This window comes from Pseudomonas serbiensis (assembly GCF_030580745.1).
Classification (GTDB): Bacteria; Pseudomonadota; Gammaproteobacteria; order Pseudomonadales; family Pseudomonadaceae; genus Aquipseudomonas; species Aquipseudomonas serbiensis.
Window position 1 is genome coordinate 1 of the sequence record NZ_JAUQOO010000014.1, and the last position, 18,187, is coordinate 18,187.

Consider the following 18,187-nt stretch of genomic DNA (forward strand, 5'->3'; position numbering starts at 1 on the left):
CAGTTCCAGCTCAAAGACAAAGGGCTGGTTGATGGCCTCCGTGCCGGTAAAGGCCAGCACCTGAAAGTCGTGTCTGACGTCCTCCAGATGCAGGCTGAAATGTGTTTGATGGGCGGGTGCGGACATCCCTTGTTCCTCCGTCTGTATGGGCAATAACGCCCGTTGAGCGGAGAGACGTATGTCAAAAATCATGCCGACTGGTTTTTATCCAGCAAATACAAGCACATGGCATTTTGCTGCTTGAAAAAGAGGCGACTTTTTCAGCAAAAAGTGCGCAAGAGCTTGCGCACCCGCGCAATTCTTTGCGCAGTGATCGAAAGCCTTTAAATACGAGGCTTACAGCGATTATTAGCGTTTTTGCATGCGCATGTTTTTGCGCATAAGGGCGATGTGCTACCGACCATTAATTTCCGTTAAATATTTTGCTTCCAATTCGTTCTTGTTCATACGACCAAGCCTCATGGTCAGGCCTATTCAGCAAGGACCCAATGCATGAATCCCGAACACGCCCATAAACTGGCTCGCCGTTTTGTCGAGCTGCCCCCTGAAAAACGTCGGTTGTTTCTCGACGGTATGCGCCAAGAGGACATGGACTTTTCGTTGTTCCCGATCCCGTCCTGCGTTGGGCTTGTTGAGCGTGATGGCTTGTCCTATGCGCAGCAGCGCATGTGGTTTCTCTGGCAACTCGACCCTGAAAGCTCAGCCTATAACCTGCCGATGTCGGTGTGCCTGAACGGTTCGCTGGATGTTGCCGTGCTGGAGCGCGCATTCAGTGCCTTGGTAGAGCGCCATGAAAGCCTGCGCACGACCTTCGGTCAGGACGGCGAACGTGCATTCCAGCGGGTGGCCGAGCCTGCGCCGGTGACCATCGAATTGCTGGACCTGAGCACCTTGCCACTGGAACAGCGCTGGTCGAAGGCTCATCGGGAAATGGCTCGCCAGGCCGAACAGTCTTTCGATCTGGAGAAAGGCCCGCTGTTCAGCATTCGCCTGTTGCGTCTGCAAGAGCAGGAGCATGTGTTGCTGTTGAACCTGCATCACATGATCACCGACGGCTGGTCGATGAATGTACTGATCGATGAATGGTTGCGCGGCTACGATGCGCTGATTGCCGGCAAGCCTCTGCAACTGAATCCGCTGGCCGTGCAGTACCGCGATTATGCGTTGTGGCAGCGCAGTTGGCTGGAGGCGGGTGAGCAGGAACGTCAGCTCGATTACTGGCGTGCGCATCTGGGGGAAGAGCATCCGGTGCTGGAGCTGCCCACCGACCGGCCACACCCGGCGTTGCCGACGCATCAGGGCGCGCGTCTTGAAATCTCGTTGGATACCGCGCTGTTGCGCGACCTGAAAACCCTGGCCCAGCGCCAGGGCGTCACCTTGTTCGTGGTGTTGCTGGCCTCCTTCAAGAGCCTGCTGCATCGCTACAGCGGGCAGACCGATATCCGCGTCGGCGGGTTGATTGCCAACCGTACGCGCAGTGAAACCGAAGGCCTGATCGGCTGCTTCATCAACACCCAGGTGCTGCGCAGCGAAGTGACGGCGGGCACCCGTTTTGTCGATCTGTTGCAGACCGTGCGTCAGGCGGCGATGGGCGCGCAATCGCATCAGGAGTTGCCGTTCGACGCCGTGATCGATGCCTTGCAGCCTGAGCGTAGTCAGAGCCATAACCCGCTGTTCCAGGTGATGTTCAACCATCAGCCGGTGGTTGCCGATCTGTTGGACAAGCAATTGGAAAGCGGCCTGCGGGTCGCGAATCTGCCAGCGGAACAACAGGCCGCCGCCGGGCGCGCCCATGCCGCTGCCAGTGACCTGATGCTGGCCACCAGTGGTGAAGGCGAACAGCTCAATGCCGCCTTTACCTATGCCACCGATATCTTCGACGAGGCGACCATCGCCCGTCTGGCCGGGCATTGGCGCAATCTGCTGGCCTCGGCTTGTGCCAATCCGCAGCAGTCGGTGGGTGAGTTGTCGATGCTGGCGGCTGAAGAGCGTCAGCAGTTGCTGGATGTGGATGCCGCGCCACGAGCCAGCATTTCCACGCCCGCGCATCGTCTGTTCGAGGCACAGGTCAAGCGCACGCCCCAGGCTCAGGCTCTGGTCATGGCGGGCGAACGCCAGGCTCCCGGCCTGAGCTACGAACACCTGAATAAACTCAGCAATCGTCTGGCTCATCGCTTGCGCGAGCAGGGCGTTGGTCCTGACGTATTGGTAGGCATTGCGCTGGGCCGTTCGCTGGAAATGGCCGTGGCGTTACTGGCCGTTCTCAAGGCGGGCGGGGCCTATGTGCCGCTGGACCCCAAGACACCAACCGAGCGCTTGAGCCATGTGTTGCAGGACAGCGGTCTCAAATGGCTGCTGACCCGCAGCGAGCTGCTGGCGAGCCTGCCGCCGCTGGGTGATATGCAGTGCCTGTGTCTGGACCTGCTGGATGGGCAGGCTGAAGCCACTGAACATGATCTGGATGTAAACGTCGATCCGGCCAATCTGGCTTACGTGATCTACACCTCCGGCTCCACCGGTCGTCCCAAGGGCGTGGCCATCAGTCATGGGGCGCTGGCCGAGTTCGTCACCCTGGGGGCGGCCTACAGCGATTTGCGCGAAGGCGATAAGGTCCTGCAATTCGCAACCAACAGTTTCGACGGCTTTGTAGAGCAGTTCTATCCGCCGCTCTGCAATGGCGCCTGTGTGGTGCTGCGCGATGATCGGCTCTGGGACAGTGCCACTTTCCATCAAGCGGTTGTCGAGCACGGTATTACCCTGGCGGACTTGCCAGCCGCGTACTGGCTGACGCTGGTTCAGGATTACGCTGCCCGGCCACCCGCTCACTATGGCGCGTTGCGTCAGATCCACGTGGGCGGCGAAGCCATGGCGGTTGAAGGTTTGCGCTTGTGGCGCAAGGCCGGGCTGGGCCATGTGCGTCTGCTCAACACTTACGGGCCGACCGAGGCCTCGGTGGTTTCGAGCATCTACGATTGCAGCGCATTGACGCCTGAAGCCGTTTCCTGGCGTGGCGTGCCGATTGGTCAGGGGCTGGCGGGACGTCGCCTTTACGTGCTCGACGACCAGTTGAACCTGCTGCCGCAAGGCGCGGTGGGTGAGTTGTATATCGGTGGGCCGGGTCTGGCCCGGGGTTATCACGGCCAGCCGGCACTGAGCGCCGAACGCTTTATCGCCGACCCGTTCGTGGCGGGTGAACGGCTTTATCGAACCGGCGACCGGGCGCGGCTGGGAGCCGATGGTGCGCTGGAATACATCGGTCGCGTCGATCATCAGGTGAAGATCCGTGGGTTCCGGATCGAGCTGGGAGAAATCGAATCGCGCCTGCAGCAGTGCTCCGGCATTCGCGAAGCCGTGGTTCTGGCGCTGCCACTGGCAGGCAGCACGCAACTGGTGGCTTATCTGGTACCTGAAACCGCTGCGACCAGCGATGCCGAGCAGGTGGCGTTGCGTCAGAACATCAAGTCCCAGCTGCAAGCCAGCCTGCCGGACTACATGGTGCCGACTCATCTGCTGTTATTGCCGGACCTGCCGCTGACCCCCAGCGGCAAGCTCGACCGCAAGGCCTTGCCGGTTCCTGACCCAAGCCAGTTGCAGGCCACGTATCGCGCACCGCAAACCGAGTTGCAGGTCTGTCTGGCCGCCATCTGGGTGGAAGTGCTGCACGTCCCTCAGGTTGGTCTGGACGACCAGTTCTTCGAGCTGGGCGGTCATTCCCTGCTGGCCGCGCAAGTGATTGCCCGGATCAAGACGCAACTGGGTGTCAGCCTGCCGCTGCGCACGCTGTTCGAGAAACCTGTACTGAGCGATCTGGCCGCAGAAGTGGCGTTGCTCACCGATGACACCGCCGACAACGACTGGAGCGATATGGACCAGTTCATGGATTCACTGGAGGAATTTGGCGCATGACCGGGACTACTGCTGCACGTATCGCTAAACGCTTTGTCGGGCTGCCCCTCGAACAGCGTCAACAGTTCCTCGCCAGGCTGCGCCAGGAAGGCAAGGACTTCAGCCTGTTGCCGGTGCCGGTCAGTCGTCATGATTTTGCGCAGATCCCGCTGTCCTTCGCACAACAGCGTCTGCTGTTTCTCTGGCAGCTTGATCCGCTGAGCGATGCCTACAAGATGACCACCGGCCTGCGTTTGCGCGGTGAGCTGGACGAGTCGGCCTTGTTGCACTCGTTCGATCATCTGATCGAGCGCCATGAAGTGTTGCGCACGGTGTTCCACACCGAAGGCGATCAACCGCATCAAGTGATTCTCGACAACCAGCATGTGGCGCTGGAGCGTGTCGATCTGTCGGCGTTGTCGGTGGATGTGCGCGAGATCGAGCTGGCTCAGCAGGTCGAGCAGAGCACCCGTCAGCCGTTCGATCTGCAAAAGGGGCCGTTGCTGCGTGCCAGCTTGTACCGCCTGGCTGCCGACGAGTACGTGCTGGTGGTGAGCATGCACCACATCGTCTCCGATGGCTGGTCGATGGATGTGATGATTCAGGAGTTCGTGCATTGCTATCAGGCTTACAGCGAGATCCGTGAACCTGTGTTGCCGGAATTGCCCTTGCAGTATGCCGACTATGCGATCTGGCAGCGCAAATGGCTGGAGGCGGGCGAGGGCGAGCGGCAGCTCGATTACTGGCGTCAGCAACTGGGTGATGAGCAGCCACTGCTGGAGGCTGCCCATGACTTTCAGCGGCCTGCGACCCAGAGCTTTCAGGGCGAGCGCCTGCACTTCGACTTCGGCCTCGACCTGTCCAGGCAACTGAACACCTTTGCCCGTAGTCAGGGCATGAGCCTGTTCATGCTGGTACTGGCCGGTTTTTCCCTGTTCCTGTCCCGTAAGGCCGGGCAACGGGATATCCGTATCGGTGTACCCAATGCCAACCGTGGCCGGGCTGAAACCGAAGGCCTTATCGGCTTTTTCATCAACACTCAGGTGCTGCGCTGCGAAGTGGACGAACGCCTGAGCTATCTCGATCTGCTGGCCCGGATTCGTGAGACTTCCTTTGGTGCCCAGGCTCATCAGGATGTGCCGTTCGAGCAACTGGTGGATCAACTGGCACCGGAGCGCAGCCTGGGTCACAACCCGCTGTTCCAGGCCAAGTTCAACCAGAACGTGGTCCTCAAGCAGAAAGTGGCGCTCAAGCTGCCGGGGCTGGAAGTCAGCGAGTATGAGTTCCACAAGGATGGCGCGCATTTCGATCTGGCGCTGGATATCACCGACGACGGCACGTTGATCCATGGCGACATGACTTTCGCCAGCGATCTGTACAAGCGCTCGACCATCGAGGGCTTCATTCCTGCCTTGCTGGAGCTGTTCAAAACCTTGCTGGCGGCTCCCGAAGCGCCTTTGTTCAGTCTGGGCGCGTTGCCGGTCCAGCAGCCGCAAGTTGCCCGTGAACCTGCTGCGCAGGTGCTGCAACAATGGAATGTTCAGGTCGAGAAGCAGCCCCATGCCTTGGCCGCTCGTTGCCTTGAACATACCTTGAGCACTGCCGAGCTGGATCAGGCGGCCAACCGCCTCGCACATCATCTGGCGAGCCTGGGCGTGGGCGAAGGCCAACCCGTGGCCGTGCTGATGGAGCGTTCGCTGGAATGGCTCACGGCGGTGTTGGCGATCTTCAAGGCGGGCGGCGTCTACATGCCGCTGGACGTCAAGGCGCCGGATGCGCGCCTGCAACAGATGTTGGAGGGTGCCCGCGCGCGGGTACTGCTGTGTGCCGAAGGCGATCAGCGCCAGACCTCGCTGGCAGTCGCTGGCTGTCAGGGCCTGGCCTATGCGCCGACGCAGTGGCAGCACCAGTCTGTGAGCAGTCCGGTTATTGAGGTTTCGGCACAGTCGCCAGCCTATGTGATTCACACCTCCGGCTCCACTGGCCAGCCCAAGGGTGTACTGGTCAGTCATGGCGCGCTGGCCAGCTATGTGCGCGGCCTGCTTGAACGTCTGGGTCTGGCGCCGAACGCCAGCATGGCGCTGGTCTCGACCATCGCCGCCGACCTGGGCCATACCGTGCTGTTCGGTGCCCTGTGTTCAGGGCGTCCGTTGCACGTGCTGACCGAAGCACTGGGTTTCGACCCGGACGGTTTTGCCGAGTACATGGCCGAGCATCGCGTCGGCGTATTGAAAATCGTGCCCGGCCATCTTGCGGCCCTGTTGCAGGCCGCGAATCCCGCTGACGTGCTGCCACAGCATGCGCTGATCGTGGGTGGCGAGGCTTGTCCGCCAGGCTTGTTCGAGCAGGTTCGTCAGCTCAAGCCGGGCTGCCGTTTCATCAACCATTACGGCCCCAGTGAAACCACGGTCGGTGTGCTGACCCATGAAGTCCGGGCCATCGATCCGTCCCGCTCCGTGCCGGTGGGGACGCCGTTGCCGGGTGCTCACGGTTACGTGCTGGACGATGTGCTGAACCTGAGCGACGAACAGGTTGCGGGCGAGTTGTACATTGGTGGCGACAGCGTGGCGCTGGGTTATCTCGGGCAACCGGGCCTGACGGCCGAACGTTTTGTGCCGGACCCCTTTGCCGGTGAAGGACAGCGCGCCTATCGCAGTGGTGATCGGGTGCGTCGCAGCCGCCAGGGGCTGCTGGAGTTCATCGGTCGCAGCGACGATCAGGTGAAAGTGCGCGGTTATCGCGTGGAGCCTGCCGAAGTGGCGCGGGTACTGCTGCGTTTCGAGTCAGTGGCCGAGGCTGCGGTGGTGGCGCAAGCGGTTGAAGGTGACGAGTCCCGTCTGCAACTTGTGGCTTATTGCGTGGCCGCTGCGGGCACGACGTTGCAGGTCGAAGACCTGCGCGAACAACTGACCGCCAGCCTGCCGGAATACCTGGTGCCTGCGCAGTTCGTGGTGCTGGAGCGTCTGCCGCTGACCGCCAACGGCAAGCTGGATAAACGCGCCTTGCCCAAGCCGGGCGTGGTCAAACAGCGCTATACCGCACCGGTCGGCGAGATCGAGGAAAAACTCGCGGCGGTCTGGGCCGATGTACTCAAGCTGGATAAGGTCGGCACCACCGATAACTTCTTCGAGCTGGGCGGGGATTCGATCCTCAGCCTGCAAATCATCGCCCGTGCCAAGCGTCAGGGCCTCAAACTGAGCCCCAAGCAACTGTTCGAGAAACAGACCATCGCCCAGTTGGCGACGGTGGCCAAGCTGATCCAGAAGAAGCCTGCTGCGGTGGTCGAGCAGGTCAGCGGAAACCTGCCGCTGCTGCCGATCCAGGCACGCTTCTTCGAGATGAAGATTCCCGAGCGCCATCACTGGAACCAGTCGGTGATGCTCAAGCCCAACAGCCCGCTGGAAGCCAGTCATCTGCTGGCCGCCTTGCAGGCCTTGATCGAGCAACATGACGCCTTGCGCCTGGGTTTTGCCCAACAGGATGGCGAGTGGCAGGCGACCTTCGGGCCGCTGTCCACCCGCGACCTGCTGTGGGTGCATGAGCTGGACGATCTTTCGCGCCTGACCGAACTGGCCGACGAAGCCCAGCGCAGCCTGGACCTGAAGAGCGGCCCGCTTGTGCGCGCAGTGCTGGTGAGCCTGCCCGAAGGCGAACAGCGCCTGCTGCTGGTCATCCATCACTTGGTAGTGGACGGCGTATCGTGGCGTGTCTTGCTGGAAGACCTGCAACAAGCCTATGTCGCCCTGAATACCGGCAAGGCCCTGGCGTTGCCTGCCAAGACCAGCTCTCTCAAGGCCTGGGCCGAGCAACTGCATCGTTATGCCGCCAGCGAAACCCTGGCTGCCGAACGTGATTACTGGCGACAAACCCTCAGTGGCGATATCCAGCCGCTGCCCCGCGATAAGCCCGAGGGCACGCAGCGCAATCGTGACGTTGCCCATGCTTCGTCCTGGCTGAGCAAAGACCTCACCCACAAGCTGCTCAAGGTGGCGCCAGCGGCTTACCGGACTCAGGTCAACGACCTGCTGCTGACCGCGCTGGCGCAGGTGCTGTGCCAGTGGAGCCAGCAGCCATCGGTGTTGATCCAGCTTGAAGGCCACGGCCGCGAAGACCTGTTTGACGATATGGACCTGAGCCGCACGGTCGGCTGGTTCAGCAGCCTGTTCCCGGTCAAGGTGACACCGCAGGCCGATACGGGCGCCAGCATTTGCGGCATCAAGGAGCAATTGCGGGCCGTGCCGAACAAGGGTGTCGGTTATGGCGTTCTGCGTTATCTGGGCGATGCCGGTTTTGGTCGTGAACTGGCTGCCTTGCCGCAAGCGCAGGTTACCTTCAACTACCTGGGACAATTCGACGGCAGCTTCAGTGAACGTGACGGCGCATTGTTTGTGCCGAGCGCGGACAGCTGCGGCCATGCCTTGAGTGAAGACGGGCCGTTGAGCAACTGGCTGAGCATCAATGGCCAGGTATTCGATGGACAGTTGCAACTGGACTGGGCATTCAGTGCCGAGGTCTATCAGGCTTCGACCATCGAGGCTCTGGCGCGTCAGTACGAGCAGGCGCTGACAGAGGTCATCGAACACTGCCTCAATGGCCAGCAGGGCGTTACGCCATCGGACTTCCCGCTGGCGGCCCTGACTCAGGCGCAGTTGGACCGCTTGCCGATTGCCGCCGCAAATATCGACGATATCTACCCGCTGGCACCGATGCAGCAAGGCATGTTGTTCCATAGCCTTTTCGAGCATGAAGCAGGCAACTACATCAACCAGTTGCGCGTCGATGTGTCGGGTCTGGACGTCGAACGCTTCAAGGCTGCCTGGCAAGCTTCTGTGGATGCTCATGAGGTGCTGCGCAGTGCATTCGTCAGTCATCTTGAGCACTCGCTGCAAGTGGTGCAGCGTCAGGCAACCCTGCCGTTCATTGAACTGGACGCTCGCGGACAACAGGCGACATGGCTGGATGACTGGGCGCAGGCCGACCGCCAGAAAGGCTTCGATCTGACCCAGGGGCCATTGTTGCGTCTGGCGCTGCTGCGTACGGCGGACAATACCCATCACCTGATCTACACCAGCCATCACATCCTCATGGACGGCTGGAGCAGTTCGCGCTTGCTGGGCGAAGTGCTGCAACGCTACAGCGGCCAGCCGCTGCCACAGCAGGGCAGCCGTTATCGCGATTACATCGAATGGCTGCAACGCCAGGATGCCCAGGCCAGCGAGCGCTTCTGGACGGAACAGGTGGCCGAACTGGACGAGCCGACCCGTCTGGTCCAGGCGCTTAAATCCAGTGCAGGCGGGCAGGGTTATGGCGATTACTTCCACCTGATCGATGCTGCCGGCACCCAGCGCCTGAGCGAGTTTGCCCGCGAGCAGCGCGTGACGCTCAACACCTTGGTGCAATCGGCGTGGCTGTTGCTGTTGCAGCGCTACACCGGTCAAGCCAGCGTGACCTTTGGCGCAACCGTGGCAGGACGCCCGGCGGACTTGCCAGGGGTTGAAGAGCAGCTTGGCCTGTTCATCAATACCTTGCCGGTCATCGCCAGCCCGCGACCTGAACAGACCGTCGCTGACTGGGTGCAGCACGTGCAGGCCAAGAACCTTGCCCTGCGCGAGTTTGAGCACACGCCGCTGTACGAAATCCAGCGTCTGGCGGCCAGCGGCGGCGAGGCGTTGTTCGACAATATTCTGGTGTTCGAGAACTACCCGGTGTCCGAAGCCTTGCAACAGGCCCCGGCAGGCTTGGCTTTCAGTGGGTTGCACAATCAGGAACAGGCGCATTATCCGCTGACGCTGGTTGTCGAGGCTGCCGATGTGCTGTCGGTACGTTTCAGCTACGACCGCCAGCACTTTGGTGCAGAGGCCGTGGCGCAACTGGCCAGCCATTTCGATCACTTGCTGCAAACCCTGAGCGCTGCACCATCGGCCTCGTTGGGCGAACTGGCATTGCCCACCGGCTGGACGCAAGCCGTGCAGGCGTGGCCAAGCGCGCAGTGCGCTCACCAGTTGATCGAAACCCAGGCCGCTCGTGTGCCTCAGGCCATTGCCCTGACTCTGGGCAATGAGCAACTGACCTACGATGCACTGAACCGTCGCGCCAACCAGTTGGCTCACAAGTTGCGCGAGCAGGGCGTTGGCCCGGATGTGCGGGTCGGTCTGGCGGTGGAGCGCAGCCTGGAAATGATCGTCGGCCTGCTGGCGATTCTCAAGGCGGGTGGCGCCTATGTGCCGCTGGACCCGGATTCCCCATCTGAGCGCCTGAACTACCTGATGGACGACAGCGGCATTGCCTTGCTGCTGACCCAGGATCACCTGCTGGCCAGTCTGCCGCTGCCGCCGCAGGTGCAGACCTTGTCGCTGAGCGATTCCCTGAGTGGTTATGCCGACAGCAACCCGGTCAACCTGACGACGCCGGATAACCTGGCCTACGTGATCTACACCTCGGGTTCCACTGGCAAACCGAAAGGCACGCTGCTGCCGCATCACAACCTGATGCGTTTGTTCGCGGCCACCGATGACTGGTTCAAGTTTGACGATCAGGACGTGTGGACGCTGTTCCATTCCTACGCCTTCGACTTCTCGGTCTGGGAGATTTTCGGCGCATTGCTGCACGGCGGTCGCCTGGTGATTGTGCCTCGCGACGTCAGCCGTTCGCCGGAAGATTTCCATGCCTTGCTGGCGCAGGAAAACGTCACGGTGCTGAACCAGACGCCATCGGCGTTCAAGCAATTGATGCGGGTGGCTTGCGACAGCGACAAAGCGCTGGCCCTGCGCTCGGTGATCTTTGGCGGCGAGGCGCTGGACGTCACCAGTCTGGCTCCATGGTTCGAGCGATTCGGCGATCAAAGCCCGCAACTGATCAATATGTACGGCATCACCGAAACCACGGTTCACGTGACCTATCGCCCTATTACCCAGGCGGACACCCTGAGTGCCGCCAGCCCGATTGGCGAGGCGATTCCTGATCTGTCCTGGTACGTGCTGGACGCGGATTTCAACCCGGTAGCGCTGGGTTGCAGTGGCGAACTGCATATCGGTCATGCCGGTCTGGCGCGGGGTTATCACAATCGTGCAGCCCTGACGGCCGAACGCTTCGTACCGGACCCGTTCTCTCAGGACGGCGGTCGCCTGTATCGCACTGGCGACCTGGCCCGCTATCGCGCCGAAGGGGTAATCGAGTACGCCGGACGTATCGACCATCAGGTGAAGATTCGCGGCTTCCGTATCGAACTGGGTGAAATCGAGGCGCGCTTGCAGGCTCAGGCCAGCGTTCGCGAAGTCACCGTGCTGGCGCTGGACGGGCAACTGGCGGCGTATCTGGTGCCTCAGGATTCAAGCATCGATCCGCAAACCTTGCGTGAAGAACTGAAAGCCGAACTCAAGGCGCATCTGCCGGATTACATGGTGCCTACCCATTTCGTGTTGCTGGACGCCATGCCGTTGACCGGCAACGGCAAGCTGGACCGCAAGGCCTTGCCGAAACCGGATGCCAGCCAGTTGCAGAACAGCTATGTCGCGCCGCAAAGCGAGCTGGAGCAGCAACTGGCAGCCATCTGGGCGGACGTGCTGAAAGTCGAGCGAGTCGGGCTGAATGACAACTTCTTCGAGCTGGGCGGTCATTCGCTGGTGGCGGTGCAGGTGCTGGTCCGTGTGCGCGAGCAATTGCAGCACGAGGTTTCGCTCAAAGAGTTGTTCGAACAACCTTGTGTGGCGGGTCTGGTTGCCGTGATCGAGCAAAAAAATGGCAAAAGTGACCCTGCACTGGACGAATTGACTAAATCGCTAGAGGCACTCAAACGTTTATCAGCGGAGGAAATTGATAATTTGATTGCTTAGCAGGAGATACCCCCGTGCAAGAGTTGCTTGAGTCCGTAAAATCGCTGTCCGCCCGTGAACGCAAGGCGCTGGCGGTACTGCTGAAGCGACAGGGGGTGAATCTCTACGCCGTCACGCCAATCTTCAAGAGAGAGTCGCAGGAAGGTTCTGCGCTCTCTTTCGCCCAGCAGCGGCAATGGATCATCTGGCAGCTTGAGCCACAAAGCGCCGCCTACAACATCCCCCTGGCCCTGCGCCTGCACGGCACCCTGAATGTCGAGGCCTTGCGCCGCAGTGTCGAGCACTTGATCGCCCGTCATGAAACCCTGCGCACGACCTTCGAGCAGCAAGGCGATAACGCCCTTCAAGTGGTTCATCCGGCTGGCGCTTTTGCCCTGAGCGTGGACCGGCTTCAGAGCGGTGCAACGGTCGAGACGTACGTCGAACAGGAAGTGCAACGGCCCTTCGATCTGCAACAAGGGCCGCTCTTGCGGGTCAAGCTATTGAGCTTGAGCGATGACGAGCATGTGTTGGTCCTGACCCAGCACCATATCGTCTCAGATGGTTGGTCGATGCCGATCATGGTCGATGAGCTGCTGCGCTTTTACGAAGCCTGCAGCCAGGGACGCGAGCCGGAACTGGCCGCGCTGCCGATCCAGTACGCCGACTATGCGCTCTGGCAACGTAACTGGCTGGAGATGGGTGAGCAGGAGCGCCAGCTGACCTATTGGAAAAACCAGTTGGGCGACCAGCCGCCAGTGCTTGAACTGCCCACCGATCGTCCACGCCCGGCCGTGCGGACCTATGGCGGCGCACGCCTCAATGTCGAACTGGATGGCGCATTGCTGGGCCGTTTGAAGGACGTGGCGCGGCAACAGGGCGTTACCTTGTTCATGCTGTTGCTGGCGTCGTTCCAGACCCTGCTGCATCGCTACACCGGGCAAAGCGATGTGCGTGTCGGCGTGCCGATTGCCAACCGCAACCGCGCCGAAACCGAGGGCCTGATCGGCTTTTTCGTCAACACCCAGGTGCTCAAGGCAGAGTTCGATCCGCAGACAACGGTTGTCCAGTTGTTGCAGCAGATCAAGCAGACTGCCTTGCAGGCTCAGGCTCATCAGGACCTGCCATTCGAGCAACTGGTGGAAGCCTTGCAGCCGGAGCGTGACTTGAGTCGCAGCCCGTTGTTTCAGGTTGCCTATAACCATCAGACCCAAGGCCGGAACGAGGCTCGCCAGTTGCCCGGCTTGCGTCTGGAATATCAGGTGTCGGACAAGCACACCGCGCAGTTCGACCTGACCCTGGATACCTGCGAGCGGGAAGACGGCCTGGGTGCTTCGCTGATCTACGCCACTGACCTGTTCGATGCCGCCACCATCGAGCGCATGGCCGAGCACTGGCGCAATGTGCTGCACGCCATGACGGCCAATCTCCATCAGCGCATTGCGGACCTGCCCTTGCTGAGCGCAGCAGAGCGTGAGCAAACGTTGCAGGACTGGAACCGTGATGTGGCGGTTTACCCCAGCGAGCAGTGTGCCCATCAAGTGATCGAAACCCAGGCCACTCGCGTGCCGCAGGCCATTGCCCTGACTCTGGGCAATGAGCAACTGACTTACGACGCACTGAACCGTCGCGCCAACCAGTTGGCTCACAAGCTGCGCGAGCAGGGCGTTGGCCCGGATGTGCGGGTCGGTCTGGCGGTGGAGCGCAGCCTGGAAATGATCGTCGGCCTGCTGGCGATTCTCAAGGCGGGTGGCGCCTATGTGCCGCTGGACCCGGATTCCCCATCCGAGCGCCTGAACTACCTGATGGATGACAGCGGCATTGCCTTGTTGCTGACTCAGGATCACTTGCTGGCCAGCCTGCCGGTTCCGCCGCAGGTGAAAACCCTGTCCCTGAGCGATTTGCTGGAAGGCTATGCCGACAGCAACCCGGTCAATCTGACGACGCCGGATAACCTGGCCTACGTGATCTACACCTCGGGTTCCACTGGCAAACCGAAGGGCACGCTATTGCCCCATCACAACCTGATGCGTTTGTTCGCGGCCACCGATGACTGGTTCAAGTTTGACGATCAGGATGTCTGGACGCTGTTCCATTCCTACGCCTTCGACTTCTCGGTCTGGGAGATTTTTGGCGCGTTGTTGCACGGCGGTCGCCTGGTGATCGTGCCTCGCGACGTCAGCCGCTCGCCGGAAGATTTCCATGCCTTGCTGGCGCAGGAAAACGTCACGGTGCTGAACCAGACGCCGTCGGCGTTCAAGCAGTTGATGCGGGTGGCGTGCGACAGCGAAAAAGCTCTGGCCCTGCGCTCGGTGATCTTCGGTGGCGAAGCGCTGGATGTGGCGAGTCTTGCTCCATGGTTTGAACGTTTTGGCGACCAAAGCCCGCAACTGATCAATATGTACGGCATCACCGAAACCACGGTTCACGTGACCTATCGCCCGATCACCCAGGCCGACACCCTGAGTGCCGCCAGCCCGATTGGCGAGGCGATTCCTGATCTGTCCTGGTACGTGCTGGACGCGGATTTCAACCCGGTAGCGCTGGGTTGCAGTGGCGAACTGCATATCGGTCATGCCGGTCTGGCGCGGGGTTATCACAATCGCGCAGCCCTGACGGCCGAACGCTTCGTGCCGGACCCGTTCTCTCAGGACGGCGGTCGCCTGTATCGCACTGGCGACCTGGCCCGCTATCGCGCCGAAGGAGTAATCGAGTACGCCGGACGTATCGACCATCAGGTGAAGATTCGCGGCTTCCGTATCGAACTGGGTGAAATCGAGGCGCGCCTGCTGGCTCAGGCCAGCGTTCGCGAAGTCACCGTGCTGGCGCTGGACGGGCAACTGGCGGCGTATCTGGTGCCTCAGGATTCAAGCATTGATCCGCAAACCTTGCGTGAAGAACTGAAAGCCGAACTCAAGGCGCATCTGCCGGATTACATGGTGCCGACTCATTTCGTGGTGCTGGACGCCATGCCGCTGACCGGTAACGGCAAGCTGGATCGCAAGGCCTTGCCGAAACCGGATGCCAGCCAGTTGCAGAACAGCTATGTGGCGCCGCAAAGCGAACTGGAGCAGCAATTGGCAGCCATCTGGGCAGACGTGCTGAAAGTCGAGCGGGTTGGTTTGAACGACAACTTCTTCGAGCTGGGCGGTCATTCGCTGGTGGCAACTCAGGTGATTTCCCGGATTCGTCAGCAGCTGAACCTCGAACTGTCATTGCGTAACCTGTTTGAAGCTCAGAGTCTGGCCAGTTTTGCTCAGGCTGCGGATCAGGGCCAGAGCAGCAAGGCTCCAGGATTCGTTAAAGCAGACCGAAGCCAGCCGCTGGGCTTGTCCTATGCCCAGCAACGTCAGTGGTTCCTCTGGCAACTGGAGCCGGAAAGCACCGCGTACAACATGCCTGCGGCCTTGCGCCTGAGCGGGTCGCTGGATATCGAGGCTTTGGAGCAGAGCTTTACGGTCCTGATTGCCCGTCATGAAACCCTGCGCACGACCTTCCGCCAGAACGGCGAGCAGGCTGTACAGATCGTGCATCCTGCGTCGCTGTTCACCCTGCCTGTCGAACACGTGCCTGCGGGGCAGACACTGCAAGCCTGCGTGCAACAGGAAGTGCAGCGTTCCTTCGATCTGGAGCAAGGGCCGCTTTTGCGGGTCAAGCTGCTTAACCTGGGCGAGAACGAGCATGTGCTGGTTCTGACCCAGCACCATATCGTCTCCGATGGCTGGTCGATGCCGATCATGGTCGATGAGCTGGTGCGCCTGTACGAAGGCTACAGCCAGGGGCATGAAGTCGATCTGGGTGAACTGGCGATTCAGTACGCCGATTACGCCCTGTGGCAGCGCACCTGGATGGAGGCGGGTGAACAGGCCCGTCAACTGGCGTACTGGAAAGAACAGCTGGGCGACGAGCAGCCGATTCTGGAATTGCCTGCGGACCGGCCAAGGCCCGTCGTGCAAAGCCATGCTGGTGCAAGATTCGGCCTTGAGCTGGAAAACGGTCTGGTGGATAGCCTCAGAAACGTGGCGCGTCAGGAAGGCGTGACGCTGTTCATGTTGCTGCTGGCCTCTTTCCAGAGCCTGCTGCATCGCCATTCGGGACAAAACGATATTCGGGTCGGTGTGCCGATTGCCAACCGTACCCGTGCTGAAACCGAAGGTTTGATTGGCTTCTTCGTCAACACTCAGGTGCTGCGCGCCGGGTTCGACCTGCACACCACGTTCAGCGAGCTGTTGCAGCAGGTCAGGCAGACGGCCTTACAGGCTCAGGCCCATCAGGAACTGCCATTCGAGCAACTGGTGGAAGCCTTGCAGCCACAGCGCAGCCTGAGCCATAGCCCGTTGTTCCAAGTGATGTTCAATCACCAGACCCAAGGCAATGCCGAGGTTCGTGAGTTGTCCGGGCTGAGTGTTCAGGGCCTTGAGTCGGACAGCCATGCGGCGCAGTTCGACCTGAGCCTTGGCACCACGGAGCATGCCGATGGCGTGAGCGTAGGCCTGACTTACGCGACCGCGCTGTTCGACAGCGCCACCATCGAGCGCATGGCCGAGCACTGGCTGAGCTTGCTGAAAGCCATCTGCATCAACACCCGCCAGCGGGTCAGCGAACTGCCGATGCAAAGCGAGGCCGAGCGTCAGCAGATTCTGCAAGGCTGGAACCACAGCGCCGCCGCTTACCCGAGCGAGCAATGCCTGCCGGCACTGATCGAGGCTCAGGTTCAGGACACGCCGGATGCGGTGGCATTGGTTCTCGGCAATGAACAACTGACCTATCGCCAGCTCAACAGCCGCGCCAACCAACTGGCCCACAAGCTTCGCGAACTGGGCGTCGGCCCGGATGTGCTGGTGGGTGTCGCGGTGCAGCGCAGCCTGGAGCAGGTAGTCGGTCTGCTGGCAATCCTCAAGGCGGGCGGTGCCTATGTGCCGCTGGACCCGGATTTCCCTCAGGACCGTCTGGCCTACATGATCGAAGACAGCGGCCTGCAATTGCTGCTGACCCAGACGGCGCTGCGCGAGCGTCTGCCGATCCCGGCATCTGTCCAGAGCCTGTGCCTGGATCAGGCCGGTGAGTGGCTGGCAGGCTACAGCGACGAGAACCCGATCAACCCGGCGCATCCGCAAAACCTGGCCTATGTGATCTACACCTCCGGCTCCACCGGTCTGCCAAAAGGCGTGACCATCGGCCATCAGGCGCTGGTCAACTTCCTCCATAGCATGGCGGAGCAGCCGGGGCTGAGTGCTCAAGATAAAGTCCTGTCCCTGACTTCGCTCTCGTTCGATATCGCCGGGCTGGAGCTGTACCTGCCGCTGATGCGCGGCGCTTCGGTGGTGCTGTTGCGCCCTGATGAAAACAAGGACCCGCAAGCCTTGCTGGCGGTGATCGAACAACAGGCTGTCAGCGTGATCCAGGCCACACCGTCTACCTGGCGCATGCTGCTGGACAGCGCTCCGGCAGGCGCCTTGCACGGCAAGACTCTGCTGTGTGGCGGCGAGGCCTTGAGCGTCGAGCTGGCCCAACGGCTGATCGATCAGGCCGGGCATGTCTGGAACGTCTACGGGCCGACGGAAACCACCATCTGGTCGGCGCGCCATTACCTGACCCGCAGTGACGATATCTGGCTGGGCCGGCCTTTGGCCAATACCCGTCTGCACATCGTCAGTGACGATATCAATGTGTTGCCGATCGGCACCCGAGGCGAGCTGCTGATCGGTGGCGATGGCCTGGCTCGCGGTTATCACCAGCGTGCTGCGTTGACCGCCGAGCGCTTCATTCCCGATCCGTTCGGCCCGCCCGGTTCGCGGCTGTACCGCACCGGCGACCTGACGCGCTATCACGCCGACGGTGTGATCGAGTACGTCGGGCGCCTGGACCATCAGGTGAAGATTCGCGGTTTCCGTATCGAGCTGGGTGAAATCGAAGCCAGCCTGCAGGAGCACCCAGGCGTGCATGAAGGGGTGGTCATCGATATCGACGGGCCGGCGGGCAAGCAACTGGTGGCTTATCTGGTTCCCGCCGAGGAGGGGCAAGACCCCAACACCCTGCGCGATGAACTGAAGGCGCATTTGCGGGCCGGTCTGCCGGATTACATGGTACCGAGCCACTTCGTCTGCTTGCAGCATATGCCGCTGACCCCCAACGGCAAGCTGGACCGCAAGGCACTGCCCAAGCCCGATGCCAGCCAGTTGCAGCGCAGCTATGTCGCGCCGTCCACCGAGCAGGAACGGCAGATCGCCGAGATCTGGGCGCAGGTGCTGAAGGTCGAGCGTGTCGGCCTGACTGATGACTTTTTCGAGCTGGGCGGGCACTCGCTATTGGCGGCCCAGCTCATTTCCAGAATCCACTCGGGCCTGGGGATCGATGTCCCCCTGCGCCTTATTTTCGAGAAGCCGCAATTGAACGAATTTATCCAGGCATTTGAAAACAGCGGCTTGTCGCTGACCGAGGACGGTTTGTCCGATATCGAAAAAATGATGAATGAAATGGCGGGTATCTGA

Annotated in this window: 4 protein-coding genes; 3 read left to right on the top strand and 1 reads right to left on the bottom strand. The window is 61.0% G+C overall.

The window, feature by feature from the left end; translation table 11 throughout:
- A partial coding sequence (locus Q6A51_RS17745; protein ID WP_304574676.1) for a hypothetical protein occupies nt 1-126 on the bottom strand: 126 nt, incomplete at its 3' end.
- A 366-nt stretch (nt 127-492) separates the two neighbouring features.
- Here Q6A51_RS17745 and Q6A51_RS17750 point away from each other — a divergent pair.
- The 3 genes from Q6A51_RS17750 to Q6A51_RS17760 are packed head-to-tail and all read left to right on the top strand — an operon-like array spanning nt 493 to nt 18,187.
- Nucleotides 493-3,906, top strand: a complete 3,414-nt coding sequence (locus Q6A51_RS17750) for an amino acid adenylation domain-containing protein (RefSeq protein WP_304575380.1) — start codon at nt 493-495, stop codon at nt 3,904-3,906.
- Nucleotides 3,903-11,717, top strand: coding sequence for a non-ribosomal peptide synthetase (locus Q6A51_RS17755; RefSeq protein ID WP_304575381.1), 7,815 nt, complete (start codon nt 3,903-3,905; stop codon nt 11,715-11,717). Before Q6A51_RS17750 ends, Q6A51_RS17755 begins: the two co-directional genes overlap by 4 nt.
- Before the next feature lie 14 nt (nt 11,718-11,731).
- Nucleotides 11,732-18,187, top strand: coding sequence for a non-ribosomal peptide synthetase (locus Q6A51_RS17760; protein WP_304575382.1), 6,456 nt, complete (start codon nt 11,732-11,734; stop codon nt 18,185-18,187).

Bases quoted from the DNA above. Each gene is read 5' to 3' on its own strand.
- Q6A51_RS17750 (WP_304575380.1), top strand. From the start codon at position 493: ATGAATCCCGAACACGCCCATAAACTGGCTCGCCGTTTTGTCGAGCTG.
- Q6A51_RS17755 (WP_304575381.1), top strand. From the start codon at position 3,903: ATGACCGGGACTACTGCTGCACGTATCGCTAAACGCTTTGTCGGGCTG.